Source organism: Marinobacter sp. CP1 (genome assembly GCF_001266795.1).
Classification (GTDB): domain Bacteria; phylum Pseudomonadota; class Gammaproteobacteria; order Pseudomonadales; family Oleiphilaceae; genus Marinobacter; species Marinobacter flavimaris.
The window spans coordinates 689,201-702,618 of sequence record NZ_CP011929.1 but is presented as its reverse complement, the minus strand read 5'-3'; the positions used below and the strand labels follow the sequence as shown (position 1 = coordinate 702,618).

Here is a 13,418-nt window from a genome sequence, read left to right as displayed (position 1 = left end):
TTGGTTTTCTTTTACGTGAGTATTGAAGGCATGTTTGCCTGAGTCTAGTCTCCGGCCGGCCACCCTGCACATTGAGCACCGATGCCCTTACGGCATGGAAGGTGGGGTGGATCAGCAGAAAACAGGCGGGTCCGGGAAGTACGGTAAACGTCCCCGGTGCCGCGCTATGTCAGCGGTCACAGGTGGGCGGGTAACTCTTGTGCAGCCGAAGGACCTTGCGGTCATGGTTGCTCCGTCAATGAAACTTGATTGCCGATGATACGTGCCCCGTCTGGAAGGTCAAGTCAACTTGCCATTGATCAAGTGTATACTCGCGATAAATATTTACTGAGAGAGTCCCATGAGCGACATCTATCCCAACCTTCTGAAACCCCTGGATCTCGGCTTCACTGAACTTAAGAACCGAGTGCTGATGGGGTCCATGCACACGGGCCTGGAAGACAGGTTCTGGAACATCCACAAGTTCGCGCGGTACTTTGCCGAGCGCGCAGAAGGTGGCGTGGGGCTCATGGTGACGGGCGGTTTCTCGCCCAATCTGGTTGGGCAGCTGGCCCCGCTTGCCTCAACCATGAACAATCGGGCAACGGCTCTTTTGCATCGTCATGTGACCGGTGCGGTGCATGAGGCAGGCGGTAAGATCTGTATGCAGATCCTGCACGCAGGGCGTTATGGCTATCAGCCGTTGATTGTCTCGGCATCGGCAACCAAGGCCCCGATAAGCCCGTTCAAGGCCCGCGCCCTTTCCTCGAAAGGGGTTGAAAGGCAGATCAACGATTTCGTCAGTGCCGCGAAGCTCGCCAAATTTGCGGGTTATGATGGCGTTGAGGTGATGGGCTCCGAAGGCTATTTCATCAACCAGTTTTTGTGTGAGCGGACCAACAAGAGAACGGACAAGTGGGGTGGCCCTTACGAGAACCGTATGCGCCTGCCCGTGGAGATTGTCCGCCGTATGCGCGAAGCTGTTGGGCCTGAATTCATCATTATCTACCGGCTGTCCATGCTGGACCTGGTCGAGGGTGGCCAGACCTGGGAACAGATTGTGACACTGGGCAAGGCCATTGAGCGGGCAGGAGCCACCATCATCAATACCGGGATTGGCTGGCATGAAGCCCGGGTGCCCACCATTGTTACCTCGGTGCCCCGTGGCGGCTTTGCCGATGTCACCGCCAAGTTCTATGGCGAAGTGGATATCCCGGTGTGCACGACCAATCGAATCAACACCCCGGAGAAAGGCGAAGAGATTCTGGCGGCGGGCAAGGCGGACATGGTGTCCATGGCCCGGCCTCTGTTGGCGGATAGCGAGTTTGTTCGCAAGGCCGAGCAGGGCCGTAGCGACGAAATCAACACCTGCATTGCCTGTAACCAGGCCTGTCTGGACCATGCGTTCCAGGCCAAGCGGGCTTCTTGCCTGGTGAACCCCCGAGCCTGTCACGAAACCGAGCTGGTATTGACGGTAGCGCCTGTTGTTCGTTGGGTTGCCGTTGTAGGTGCCGGGCCGGCGGGACTGGCGGCGGCGACAACCGCTGCGAAACGGGGCCACAAAGTGACCCTGTTCGAAGCGGATGACCAGATCGGCGGCCAGTTCAACTACGCCAAGCGCATCCCGGGCAAGGAAGAGTTTTACGAAACCCTTCGCTATTTCCAGCGCCAGATCGAGCTGCTGGAGATTGACCTCAAGCTCGGCACTCGTGTGGATGCCGAGTCACTTAAGGCGCAGGGTTTCGACGATGTCGTCATCGCCACCGGCGTGAAGCCGAGAACTCCGTCCATTGAAGGCATTGATCATCCCAAGGTGCTCGGCTACCTCGATGTACTTCGCCATAACAAACCCGTTGGCAAGAATGTGGCGGTTATCGGCGCCGGCGGCATCGGTTTTGATGTCAGCGAATTCCTGACCCATGACTTCAGCCATCATCCCGAAGGCGAGCAGGTCAGCGTTGCCGACTGGCAGGCAGAGTGGGGCGTTCATCCGGATTTTGATGGCCCCGGAGGCTTGGCCGAGCGCCAGCCAACACCGTCGCCCCGAAAGATTTACCTGATGCAGCGAAAAACCGGCAAGGTCGGCGGCGGTCTGGGCAAGACGTCGGGTTGGGTGCACCGCAACAGCCTGAAGCACCGTGAAGTCGAGATGCTGAGGGGCTGTCGCTATGAGCGGATTGACGACCAGGGGCTGCATATCTCCCTGACCGACAAAGATGGCAAGGTCACGGAGAGCCGGGTGTTGGCCGTGGACAATGTGATTATTTGTGCAGGCCAGGAACCTTATCGGGAACTTTTCGACGAGTTATCGGACTCTGGGGTGACCGCGCATCTGATCGGCGGTGCAGACGTCGCCGAAGAACTGGACGCCAAACGGGCCATCCGGCAGGGAACGGAAGTCGCAGCCAAATTATGACATTACTAATTGCCTTCGCAGTGCTCTCGATTGGCTTCTCCTTTTTATGCTCCATTCTAGAGGCGGCCCTGCTTTCGGTGACTCCGAGCTACATCGCCTCACTGAAAAAAGAGAAGCCGAAGCTTTTCGCCCGGTTGCGAAAACTGAAAGACGATGTGGACGATCCCCTGTCTGCAATCCTTACACTGAACACGGTTGCCCACACCGTGGGCGCCACCGGCGTTGGCGCCCAGGTGACGGTGGTTTTTGGGGAAGCGTGGCTCGGAATTGCCTCTGCGGTAATGACCCTGGCTATCCTGATATTCTCGGAAATTATTCCCAAAACCATTGGCGCCAAATACTGGCGGAGTATTGCGCCACGGCTGCCAGCTATTCTGGGATTCATGATCAAGGCGCTGCTGCCGTTCATCTGGTTGTCCAAACAGGTCACCCGTCGAATTGGGTCTGGTGAGGCCGACGTTGATATCCGTGCGGAGATCAGCGCCCTGGCGGAGATCGGCAAGGATCAGCAGGCCCTGGACGAAGACGAACGGCGCATGATTCACAACGTCCTGCGATTCCACGAGATCAAGGTCAGTTCTGTGATGACACCAAGGACGGTCTGCAAATACGTTGATCCGGGAATCACTTACGACCAGTTCCGGGAGCAGGTCAGCAAATCACCGTTCTCCCGATACCCTGTAATCGATGAGGAAGGCGAGGCGCTCGGGTACCTGCATCGGGCAGACCTGATCAACCTCGATTCCGATGTCGACCTGCTCGACCACATGCGCAAGATCAAGCGAGTGAAAGGCAACACCAACATCGAATTCCTGTTTTCGGACATGCTGCGAGAGCGGCAACACCTGGCCGTCGTCTATGACGAATTGGGAACCTGGCTGGGAATAGTGACGCTGGAGGACATACTGGAGACACTTTTGGGCACGGAAATCATGGATGAAACCGATAATGTCTCGAACCTCCGCCGGTATGCGAAGCAGCGCTGGAGCCGGCGTTTGAAGAAGTATGGCTCCGGATAGAAGGGTTTGGTTAGCGGGAGGCTTTCAAGGCATTTGAAATCGCCTCGGCTTCAGCTTCAAGTACCTGACTTCGAAGGCTGTTTCCCTGCTGCAGTGCCTGCTCGATCTGCTTGCGCTTCATGTCGTACAGCCTGCTCAGAATCTCTGCCTGGCTTTGTCTGATCGGTGCATTCATGGCGGACCTCCCCATAGTGACACCTGTCGGTATTCTTTACGTTTCAGGCCGAACATTGGCCTTCACTGGAAACCAATGCATAACCCGGGCCAGTCAGGACCGACCAGACATTACCTGACAAAGCGAGAGCGGTAGGCACCCGGTGAAAGCCCGGTATGTTTGCGGAACAGACGCGTGAAGGAACTCACGTCTTCGTAGCCCACCAACTGAGTGATTTCATCAATCGGTAGCCGCGATTTCTCCAAATGCTGACGTGCCACCTCAATCCTGAGAAGTTGTAGATACCCGGTGGGCGTGTCGCCAGTGGCTGCCTTGAATCGGCGAATCAGAGAACGCTCGGTGAGTCCGCTGAGTGAAGCCAGGCGTTGCAGGGTAACAGGGTCCCGGTAATGACTGTCCAGCCAGTCCTGCAGCTTCAGAATGGCGGCATCAGAATGGTAACGGCGAGCCTGCAAGGCACTATAAGGCGCCTGACTGGTCCGCCCCGCATCAATCACAAACGCCTTCGCCAGCTCCCGCGCCACCTGAGCCCCCGCGTAACGTTCGACCAGATAGATCCCCAGATCCCACCAGGCCATGCCGCCCCCGGCACAGGCGATGTCGCCGTCCACCGTTACCAGCTTGTCCGGCTGAAGGTTCACCGCCGGAAAGCGCTGGCGGAACTGATGGCTGAAGCCCCAATGCGTCGTCGCCTGACGACCATCCAGCAGCCCCGCCTCGGCCAGCATGAACGCCCCGGTACAGTTACTGGCTACCCGCACCTGCCCGGCGTCTGAAGACCGAAATGCGCTCAGCCATTCAATAAGCTCCGAATTCCCCGCCAGAACGACTTCGATAGGACCACCAATAGTCGGTATCACCACCAGATCGCTGTCGTCGCCACCCGGTAACAAATCGTTCCAGGCTCCGTCTGGCTGAATGGTCAGTCCGTTAATGCAGCGGCAGGGCGCTCCGTCCTTCGTCAGAAGCCGGGTTGTGAACCGGGGTGTCGGCGCTTCATCGTTAATCCGCGCCCAGGTAACGCCGGCAAGACGGAAAAGATCAATAATGCCAGTGATGGCGCTGGCTAAAGCGCCATCAAAACCGATAACAGAGACCGTTCGCATGCAAACTCCAAATTAGGTCATCAGTGGCAATGTTGACCATAATTATGTCATAAACGCCGGTTTCCAGGAAAAACCAGTTGTGAGAGGCTAACGACATCAAACAGGAGACCAAGCATGACCGACACCCTGATCGACCGCCGCGACCTGGCGTTCCAGCTCTACGAAGTTCTCGATACCGAAAACCTCACCACCCGCGAGCGCTTCAGCGAACACAACCGCGACACCTTCGATGCCGTCATTGAAACCGCCGACAAGATGGCACGGGAAAAGTTTGCCACCCATAACAGCGCCGCCGACAAGGACGAACCAAAGTTCGTCAACGGCCAGGTCGAGATGCTGCCGCAAGTGAAGGAAGCCTTCGACGCCTATGCGCAGGCCGGCTTTATCGCAGGACGTTACGACTATGAACTGGGTGGCATGCAGTTGCCTGAATCGGTCATGGCCGCCTGCAACGGTTTCTTCACAGCTGCCAACCCCGGCACCGCCGGTTACCCGTTTCTGACCACAGCTGCCGCCAACCTCATCCGGGTTTTTGGCAACGAACAGCAGAAAACCACCTTCCTTCCGAACATGCTCAGCGGTCGTTTCAGCGGCACCATGGCCCTGACCGAGCCCCACGCCGGGTCCTCCCTCGCGGATATTCGGACATCGGCGTCGCCCACAGATGAAGGTCACTACCTGATCAAGGGCGCGAAGATTTATATCTCCGGTGGCGAGCAGTCCATCACTGACAACATCGTTCACATGGTGCTGGCCAAGATCAAAGGGGCGCCGGCGGGCGTGAAAGGTATCTCCCTGTTTATCGTGCCCAAGTTTCTGGTGGATGACGAAGGCAATCCCACTGAACGCAATGGCGTCAGCCTCGCTGGCCTGATTCACAAGCTGGGCTACCGTGGAACCACCTCCACCGCCCTGAGCTTCGGTGATGATGCTCCCTGTCACGGCTATCTGGTTGGCGAGCCCCACCAGGGCCTGAAGTATATGTTCCAGATGATGAACGAAGCGCGGGTTGGCGTGGGTTTCGGCGCCGCTGTGATCGGTTATCGCGGCTACATGCACAGCCTCGAATACGCCAAAGATCGCCTGCAGGGCCGTAGGGCCAGCGAGAAGAACCCGGAATCCCCACAGGTGCCGATTATTGATCACGCCGATGTCCGTCGCATGCTGCTGGCCCAGAAAGCCTACAGTGAGGGTGGTTTGGCTTTGTGCCTCTACGGCGCCCGGTTGATGGATGACCAGCACACCCATCCCGATGAACAGAAACGCCAGGAAGCCGGAAAGCTGCTGGACCTCCTCACTCCGGTGATCAAAGCATGGCCTTCCGAATATGGCCCCAAGGCTAACGACCTGGCTATCCAGGTATATGGCGGTGCGGGTTACACCCGAGAGTATCCGGTAGAGCAGTGCTGGCGTGACAACCGTCTGAACCCGATTCACGAAGGCACCAACGGTATCCAGGCCATGGACCTGCTGGGCCGTAAGATCTGGCAGGATCAGAGCCACGGTTTGCAGCTGCTCATGCAGGAGATGCAGGTAGATCTGCAGGCAGCCACCACCGATCGTTGCCAGCAATGGGCCCTGTCCCTGAGTGAAACCCTGCAGCAGGCAGTGAAGGTTACCCAAAGCCTGGGTAAATCCCTGATGGAAGGCGATCCCGACAAAACCCTGGCCAATGCCTCCTGCTACCTGCACCTGTTCGGGCACATTATGGTGGCCTGGATGTGGCTGCGTCAGGCCAATGCCGCCTCCCATGCCCTGGGTTCCGCGAATACCGATGATGAACGCAATTTCTACCAGGGCAAACTGCAGGCGGCCCAATACTTCTTCCACTGGGAATTGCCAACCGTGGCTCAGGATCTGGTGCTGCTGCGCAATCAGGACGATACCTGCCTGAACATGAAATCGGAGTGGTTCTGATGGCTCTGGTAAATGTTGAGAAGAAAAATTACATCTTGCTGATCGGGCTGAACCGCCCGGAAAAAATGAACGCCATGAACCGCGAGATGTACCACCAGATTGCGGCGGCCTACCACCAGCTGGAAAACGACCCGGAGCTACGGGTCGGGCTGATGTACGCCGAGGGCGACCACTTCACCAGCGGCCTGCAACTGGACGACTGGGCGGGTGTGTTTGCCAACGGCAAGGGCATTGAACCGGGTGAGGGCGAACTGGATCCCTTCCACATTACCGGTCAGGCGCTGACCAAACCCGTGGTCTTCGCCGCCCAGGGCATCTGCTTCACCTGCGGCGTTGAGATGATGCTCAACACCGACGTGCGCGTCGCGGCCAAAGGCACTCGCTTTGCCCAACTGGAAGTCAAACGCGGCATCTTTGCCTGCGGTGGTGCCACCATCCGCCTCCAGCGTGAAATCGGCTGGGGCAATGCCCAGCGTTACCTTCTGACTGGCGATGAGTGGACCGCCGATCAGGCGTATCAGTGGGGGTTGATTCAGGAACTGGTGGAACCCGGCGAGCAGTTCAACGTCGCGTTGGAAATTGCCGAGAAAATTGCCAGGGCGGCGCCATTGGGTGTCCAGGGCAGTCTTAAATCCTCAAAAATTGCTGTCAGCGAAGGGCAGGAGGCTGCGAAGCAGCGTTTGTTCCCGGACCTTCAGCCGGTTATGGCCAGTGAGGATGTAAAGGAGGGAATTCAGTCATTCCTGGAACGTCGAGAGGCCGCTTTCAAAGGTAAGTAACGGCTCAACTTGGTCAGAAATCACGGGTTTTAGTGCTTATAAAGAAACCTGACTATATCGCCAGAGCTCAGGGCAGCCGACCGGGGTCTTCCTTCCGGGAGTGTGAGCAGCAAGGATGCTGCGATCAAGCCCCCATGGATGGGTTCACGGCGTCTCCCGGAAGGAAGACTCCGGTTGGCTGCATGCTCTATAACGTCAAGGCTTGGGGGCAAGACTTCAGGCGGCCTCGGAATTCCCGGGTTCGCGACGAGCCTTCGCTTCAGCCGCTACCTCCGCAGCATAATCCGAATACTTGGCCATCAGCTCCTCCTTCCGATCCGGATCCCAATTGATTTTACTCAGATCCCCCTCGTAGTGGTCAATCACCCGCTTATCCATGGTTTCATACCACCATTGCGGCAGGTAAGCCGGCAACAGCATCGACGCATAACCACCCGGCAACTGCGGCGCCTTCTCGAAATGCCTCAGGGCCTGGAAGCTGCGTTGTGGGTGGGCATGATGATCCGAATGCCGCTGCAACTGGTACAGGAACAGGTTGGTCACAATATGATTGCTGTTCCAGCTGTGCTCCGGCTGGGTACGCTCGTACTTGCCGTTCTTGTCCTTCTGACGGAGCAGGCCATAGTGCTCAATGTAATTCACACTCTCCAGCAGGCTTGCGCCATACACCGCCTGGGCCGCCAGGAATGGTACTGCCCGTGGGCCGCAAACCAAGGTTGTCGCGCCAAAGAACCCGGCGCTCATGGCCCAGCCCTGCAACAACTCATTATCCAGGCTCCAGAAGCCCTTGCCTTTGCGGGCAAGCCGCGCCTTCTCAATCCTGATGGAGGATTTGATGCCACCCAGCACCGTACGGGGAAGGAACTTCCAGAAACTCTCGCCCATGCGGCTGCTGGCCGGATCCTCCGGTGTGGCCACCCGCTTATGGTGGCCGAAGTTGTGTTCGACAACGAAGTGGGTATACCCGGTGGGCGCCAGAGCCGCCATCGCCAACAGCTTGTTCAGTCTGTTCGATTTGTGACCCAGCTCATGGGCCGTGTTGATGCCTACGCCATTGATGGCACCAACGGTAAGCGTCAGGCCGATTTTATCGTCCAGGGGCGTATCCTTGCGGCTGGCCAGCCAGGCGCCCATGAGGGTCATGGCGTACTGGGTCGGAATAAAGGCCTTCACGATCCGGTCGTAGTACTTGTCCCGTTCCAGGGTCTCCACTGCGGATTCCGGCGGGTTGCTCTGGTCCTCACCAATGGCCCTGTCCAGCGCCGGAATGATGCCGTGCACCAGAGCAGGGCCGGTCCAGGCCAGGGCTTTCAGTTTTTTGGGGGCCAGGGCGTAACCGGTCAGGGCCGCGAGCCCGATGCCCGGCAGGACAGGGCCGAGTAACCACATATAGCGTTTCGGATCCTTCCAGTTGCCAGTGGAGCCGGATTCGGCGGGGGAAACGACATTATGCGATTCCGGGTTGTCGTGGGTCTTGGCGTTCATTGTGTTCTCCCGTTCGGTGCGCGTAATGTCAATTTATGTCGGACAATCTGGCAATGCAACGACCGTCCGGCAGAGCGGGGTAGCTTGGCGCAAAATGACAAATATCATTCTTTTGGCGAAATCCCGTTTTCTGAGCCAGACTTCGGGGAAAACAAGAATTCGACGGTAGTGAAGAATCAGCTATGCCAAATTTTCCCTCCACTCCCTCCGCTACGGCTTCGTACTCAGTTCAGGGTATGCTTCAGGAGTATCTGGGCTCAGGGCAACTGACCGAGGTGGTTTACCGGGACAGCGCCGGCCAGATATGCACGGTGCACGATGTTATTCGTGAGCTTTGCAGTCGCGCAGGGCAGGATTTCCTGCTGCTCGGACGAGGCACCATGCTCCCGCTCGATCATGTCATCACCATTAATGGCCGGCTGCTGGCAGGCAGCACAGGCTAACCAAAGGGTAATCGCCGGGTAATTGCCTTTGGGCCGGGCCTCGCCGTACCCTGTTTCGCGTTGTAAATATTTATCAACAGAGGGATATGGTATGAACAAGCTCACGCTGGGTGCGCTTTTGGTGGTTCTGACACTGGGCCTTGCTGCCTGCGGTTCGGAGGACAACGAAGGCGTGGATGTCGAGCAGGCTGCGGACAACGCCGGAAACATGATGGAAGAGGCTGGCGATTCAGTCGAGGAAACCTACGAGGATGCTACTGGCCAGAACGAAAGCGTCATGGGAGAGTTACAGGAAGGAGCGGAAAACGCAGCTGAGGAGATGGGAGATGCCGCTGAGGAAGCGGGTGACAGGGTAGAGGAGGCTACTCAATAACTCTCCGATAACTCTCCGATAACTCTCTAATTTCCGCCGGCGCGCCTCTGTTTGCGCTGGCGGGTCCTGGTCATCAGCGTCCGGGGAGGAGAGTGAGTCGAATCTTTTGCGGCCAGACAACCTTAATGCCTGAGTAACACAAATGTAGGATTAACGTCATAACCAGCCCCTATCTTTTTAGCGGAGTCGATCCGGAATTCTGTTCGATGAACAGGTTGTACCGGAGTGGCAGACAACAACACCGTTGAAAGGATATGCGCTATGAATCTGGAAAGAGCGTTAATTTCCGTGGCGATCGGGCTGGCATTGTCCGCCAGTGTCGTCGCAGAGATACTACCGACCTCACAAAAGGGCAATACCTGGTTTATTAACGCCGCGGCACAGCTTCAGCAGAAGCTCTCCCTGAAGTCCTCGGATAAGGCGAAAAACGTCATTCTGTTTGTGGGCGATGGCATGGGGGTGTCCACCCTTACCGCTGCGCGCATTCTGGAAGGCCAGAGGCAGGGCAGTCCGGGCGAGGAAAATCTGCTGAGCTTTGAGAGTTTCCCCTTCACGACACTCGTGAAAACCTATAACACCGATGCCCAGGTTCCGGATTCAGCGGGCACCATGACCGCCATGATGTCTGGTTTGAAAACCGATGCGGGCGTGCTGGGCGTGGACGAGGATGTCCAGCGGGGTGATTGCAGCACGGTTGCAGGCAATGAAGTAGTAACCGCTCTGGAGCTTGCGGAAATCAAGGGTTTATCCACTGGTGTGGTCTCCACCGCACGCATTACCCACGCCACACCCGCCGCTGCCTATGCCAAATCGGCAGATCGCAACTGGGAAGACATTTCGGATATGCCTGCTGAAGCGGTTCAGGCCGGTTGCAAGGACATTGCCGATCAGCTGGTCAGTTTCGAGCAACTTCTGGAACAACGTTACGCTGGCGTGGATACCGATGGGATTGACGTGGTCATGGGCGGCGGCCGTCGCCACTTCCTGCCAAATGATGCCAGGTTCAACAGCCCGGATGCGCGATCCAGTGTCGAAGGCGACCGCACCGATGGCCGCAACCTGGTCACCGAGTGGCAGGCTCAGTATCCACAAGGCGTATACGTGTATGACAAGGCCGGTTTCGACAGCGTCAACGCCGCAACCACGTCCAGGTTGTTCGGCCTGTTCAACGAGTCGCACATGCAGTACGAGGCTGACCGTGGCAACGATGTTGCCGGTGAGCCGTCACTGAGTGAGATGACTGCCAAGGCCATCGACATTCTGGATAACGATCCGGACGGGTTTTTCCTGACCGTCGAAGCGGGCCGCGTTGACCACGCCCACCACGCCGGCAGTGCCAATGGCGCCTTAACCGATACCATTGAACTGGCCGAAGCCGTAAAAGTGGCCGCGGATCAAACCAACCCGGAGGATACCCTGATTATTGTCACCGCTGATCACAGCCATGTGTTCACGATGGCCGGTTATCCGAAGCGGGGCAACCCGATTCTGGGCAAGGTGGTTAATGTTGGCGAGACGCAGCCGGCACTGGCCGCCGATGGCATGCCCTACACCACCCTGGGGTACGCCAACGGACTCGGTTTCCGTAATCTTGGTATGGAAACGGATTCAGACGTGGCCTACAGCCAGGCACCTAACGCCGGACGTCAGAATCTTACTGGCGTGGATACCACCACCACTGGTTATCACCAGGAGGCGCTGGTTCCGCTTGGTAGCGAGACCCATTCCGGTGAGGACGTCAGTCTGCATGCAAAAGGACCGGGTGCTCATCTGGCGCAGGGAACCATCGAACAAAGCACGGTTTTTCACCTGATCGACCAGGCTCTGGGCTTAATCGAAGAATAAGGAGCAAGGCAATGAACAAATTCTTTTACAGCGCACTGACGGCTTCAATGTTTGTCCTGACCGGGTGCACGGATGACGACGATAACAGCCCCGTGCAGCCAGCCGATGAGGCTGTGACCAGCCTTTCCTCGCAACAACTGGAAACGTCGCTGACCAACCCCTGGTTCCAGCAGGGCCAACAGGATATCGAAGCGGCGAAAGCGGCCTGGGCCGAGGTTACCGGTACCGTGGCCCCTGTCACTCAATCGGGCTCCCTGCAGGCGGCCATCGCCGATGCACGGGGCAAGGCAAAGAACGTTATCCTGTTCGTGGGCGATGGCATGGGCGTTTCAACCGTCACAGCGGCGCGTATTCTGGATGGCCAGAATCAGGGCAAGCCGGGGGAAGAGCATCAACTGAGCTTCGAGCGTTTTCCGTTCGCCGGCTTGGCCAAAACTTATAACGTAGATGCGCAAGTGCCCGACTCCGCTGGCACAATGACAGCCATGGTGTCTGGTGTAAAAACCGATGTAGGCGTGCTTGGCGTGGACGAAGACGTTAGCCGGGGCGATTGTGGTTCGGCCACGGGTAACGAGCTGATGACACTGACGGAGCTGGCGGAACTTGCTGGCAAGGCCACCGGGGTGGTATCGACTGCCCGTATCACTCACGCCACGCCGGCAGCCACCTACGCCAAGTCGGCAGATCGTAACTGGGAAGACATCTCCGATATGCCTCCCGAGGCAGTTACCGACGGCTGCCAGGATATTGCCGACCAACTGGTGAACTTTGAAGCAAACCTCGAAGCACGCACCGGCGCGGATATTGACGGCCTTGATGTGGTCATGGGCGGCGGCCGTCGCCACTTCCTGCCAAATGATGCCAGGTTCAACAGCCCGGATGCGCGATCCAGTGTCGAAGGCGACCGCACCGATGGCCGCAACCTGGTCACCGAGTGGCAGGCTCAGTATCCACAAGGCGTATACGTGTATGACAATGCCGGTTTCGACAGCGTCAACGCCGCAACCACGTCCAGGTTGTTCGGCCTGTTCAACGAGTCGCACATGCAGTACGAGGCTGACCGTGGCAATGATGTTGCCGGTGAGCCGTCACTGAGTGAGATGACTGCCAAGGCCATCGACATTCTGGATAACGATCCGGACGGGTTTTTCCTGACCGTCGAAGCGGGCCGCGTTGACCACGCCCACCACGCCGGCAGTGCCAATGGCGCCTTAACCGATACCATTGAACTGGCCGAAGCCGTAAAAGTGGCCGCGGATCAAACCAACCCGGAGGATACCCTGATTATTGTCACCGCTGATCACAGCCATGTGTTCACGATGGCCGGTTATCCCAAGCGCGGCAACCCCATTCTCGGTAAGGTGGTGAGCATTGGGGCGGAGCAGCCTGAACTGGCGTCGGATGATCTGCCATACACCACCCTGGGGTATGCCAATGGCCTCGGCATGCGCGACTATGGAAGCGAGACCGATGCGGACCGTACCTATGGCGACCCCATCAACGCCGGCCGAAAGGACCTGACCAACGTTGACACCACCACGCCGGGCTTCCACCAGGAGTCATTGGTGCCACTGGGCAGCGAGACACATGCCGGTGAGGATGTGGGCATTTATGCCAGGGGGCCGGGTGCCCATCTGGTAACGGGCACCAACGAGCAGAACATGATCTATCACATAATGGATTATGCCTCGGATATCAGCGGGGCTGCCAACCTGGCTGTGCGATAAATCCCGGGATTAATAGCTAAAAACGCGCTAAACACCGCAAGCCCTGCCCACTTGGTAACAGAGTGAGTCGGGTTTGCGGTTTTTTGTTTCAGAAACCCCTTTTCCTGCCGATAAGCCAGTTACATACACTAAAGTATGAGTTATAAACTCATAT

At 57.6% G+C, this 13,418-nt stretch carries 11 protein-coding genes; 8 read left to right on the top strand and 3 right to left on the bottom strand.

The features are described 5' to 3' along the window. Positions 1 to 340: 340 nt before the first annotated feature. On the top strand, positions 341 to 2,395 hold the full coding sequence (locus ACP86_RS03230) for an NADPH-dependent 2,4-dienoyl-CoA reductase (protein WP_053112756.1): 2,055 nt from the start codon (positions 341 to 343) through the stop codon (positions 2,393 to 2,395). Then, positions 2,392 to 3,414 carry a CNNM domain-containing protein gene (locus ACP86_RS03225; RefSeq protein WP_008173984.1) on the top strand — a complete coding sequence of 341 codons (1,023 nt, stop codon included), beginning with the start codon at positions 2,392 to 2,394 and terminating at the stop codon, positions 3,412 to 3,414. Before ACP86_RS03230 ends, ACP86_RS03225 begins: the two co-directional genes overlap by 4 nt. Positions 3,415 to 3,424: 10 nt before the next feature. Here ACP86_RS03225 and ACP86_RS22945 read toward each other — a convergent pair whose 3' ends face one another. Both ACP86_RS22945 and ACP86_RS03220 read right to left on the bottom strand, forming a co-directional pair. Further along, positions 3,425 to 3,589, bottom strand: a complete 165-nt coding sequence (locus ACP86_RS22945; RefSeq protein ID WP_008173988.1) for a hypothetical protein — start codon at positions 3,587 to 3,589, stop codon at positions 3,425 to 3,427. Between the two features lie 110 nt (positions 3,590 to 3,699). Further along, complete coding sequence (locus ACP86_RS03220) at positions 3,700 to 4,695, bottom strand: GlxA family transcriptional regulator (protein WP_053112755.1); 996 nt, start codon at positions 4,693 to 4,695, stop codon at positions 3,700 to 3,702. A 114-nt stretch (positions 4,696 to 4,809) separates the two neighbouring features. Between ACP86_RS03220 and ACP86_RS03215 the strand changes: the two genes are divergently transcribed. Together ACP86_RS03215 and ACP86_RS03210 are read left to right on the top strand one after the other, a co-directional pair. Next, positions 4,810 to 6,612 (top strand): acyl-CoA dehydrogenase, encoded by a 1,803-nt coding sequence (locus tag ACP86_RS03215; protein ID WP_008173994.1) that lies wholly within the window; start codon positions 4,810 to 4,812, stop codon positions 6,610 to 6,612. Beyond that, positions 6,612 to 7,391: a crotonase/enoyl-CoA hydratase family protein gene (locus ACP86_RS03210; protein ID WP_008173996.1), complete on the top strand. Its 780-nt coding sequence runs from the start codon at positions 6,612 to 6,614 to the stop codon at positions 7,389 to 7,391. The genes ACP86_RS03215 and ACP86_RS03210 overlap by 1 nt, the downstream gene beginning before the upstream one ends. A 216-nt stretch (positions 7,392 to 7,607) precedes the next feature. Here the strand turns inward: ACP86_RS03210 and ACP86_RS03205 are convergent, their stop codons facing one another. Then, the gene (locus tag ACP86_RS03205) at positions 7,608 to 8,876 is read right to left on the bottom strand and encodes an alkane 1-monooxygenase (RefSeq protein ID WP_053112754.1); all 1,269 of its coding nucleotides are present in this window, start codon (positions 8,874 to 8,876) and stop codon (positions 7,608 to 7,610) included. 182 nt (positions 8,877 to 9,058) lie between these two features. Here ACP86_RS03205 and ACP86_RS03200 point away from each other — a divergent pair, with 182 nt between their 5' ends. From ACP86_RS03200 to ACP86_RS03185, 4 genes are all read left to right on the top strand, one after another. Then, a complete protein-coding gene (locus ACP86_RS03200; RefSeq protein ID WP_053112753.1) occupies positions 9,059 to 9,319 on the top strand; it encodes a hypothetical protein in 261 nt (86 codons plus the stop codon). Between the two features lie 91 nt (positions 9,320 to 9,410). Further along, positions 9,411 to 9,692, top strand: coding sequence for a hypothetical protein (locus tag ACP86_RS03195; protein WP_008174002.1), 282 nt, complete (start codon positions 9,411 to 9,413; stop codon positions 9,690 to 9,692). A gap of 261 nt (positions 9,693 to 9,953) precedes the next feature. Then, positions 9,954 to 11,537 carry an alkaline phosphatase gene (locus tag ACP86_RS03190; protein WP_053112752.1) on the top strand — a complete coding sequence of 528 codons (1,584 nt, stop codon included), beginning with the start codon at positions 9,954 to 9,956 and terminating at the stop codon, positions 11,535 to 11,537. A gap of 11 nt (positions 11,538 to 11,548) precedes the next feature. Then, positions 11,549 to 13,264 carry an alkaline phosphatase gene (locus tag ACP86_RS03185; protein WP_008174007.1) on the top strand — a complete coding sequence of 572 codons (1,716 nt, stop codon included), beginning with the start codon at positions 11,549 to 11,551 and terminating at the stop codon, positions 13,262 to 13,264. The last annotated feature ends 154 nt before the right edge of the window (positions 13,265 to 13,418 follow it).

Bases quoted from the DNA above. Each gene is read 5' to 3' on its own strand.
- ACP86_RS03210 (WP_008173996.1), top strand. From the start codon at position 6,612: ATGGCTCTGGTAAATGTTGAGAAGAAAAATTACATCTTGCTGATCGGG.
- ACP86_RS03195 (WP_008174002.1), top strand. From the start codon at position 9,411: ATGAACAAGCTCACGCTGGGTGCGCTTTTGGTGGTTCTGACACTGGGC.
- ACP86_RS22945 (WP_008173988.1), bottom strand. From the start codon at position 3,589: ATGAATGCACCGATCAGACAAAGCCAGGCAGAGATTCTGAGCAGGCTG.
- ACP86_RS03205 (WP_053112754.1), bottom strand. From the start codon at position 8,876: ATGAACGCCAAGACCCACGACAACCCGGAATCGCATAATGTCGTTTCC.
- ACP86_RS03220 (WP_053112755.1), bottom strand. From the start codon at position 4,695: ATGCGAACGGTCTCTGTTATCGGTTTTGATGGCGCTTTAGCCAGCGCC.
- ACP86_RS03215 (WP_008173994.1), top strand. From the start codon at position 4,810: ATGACCGACACCCTGATCGACCGCCGCGACCTGGCGTTCCAGCTCTAC.
- ACP86_RS03185 (WP_008174007.1), top strand. From the start codon at position 11,549: ATGAACAAATTCTTTTACAGCGCACTGACGGCTTCAATGTTTGTCCTG.
- ACP86_RS03190 (WP_053112752.1), top strand. From the start codon at position 9,954: ATGAATCTGGAAAGAGCGTTAATTTCCGTGGCGATCGGGCTGGCATTG.
- ACP86_RS03200 (WP_053112753.1), top strand. From the start codon at position 9,059: ATGCCAAATTTTCCCTCCACTCCCTCCGCTACGGCTTCGTACTCAGTT.
- ACP86_RS03225 (WP_008173984.1), top strand. From the start codon at position 2,392: ATGACATTACTAATTGCCTTCGCAGTGCTCTCGATTGGCTTCTCCTTT.
- ACP86_RS03230 (WP_053112756.1), top strand. From the start codon at position 341: ATGAGCGACATCTATCCCAACCTTCTGAAACCCCTGGATCTCGGCTTC.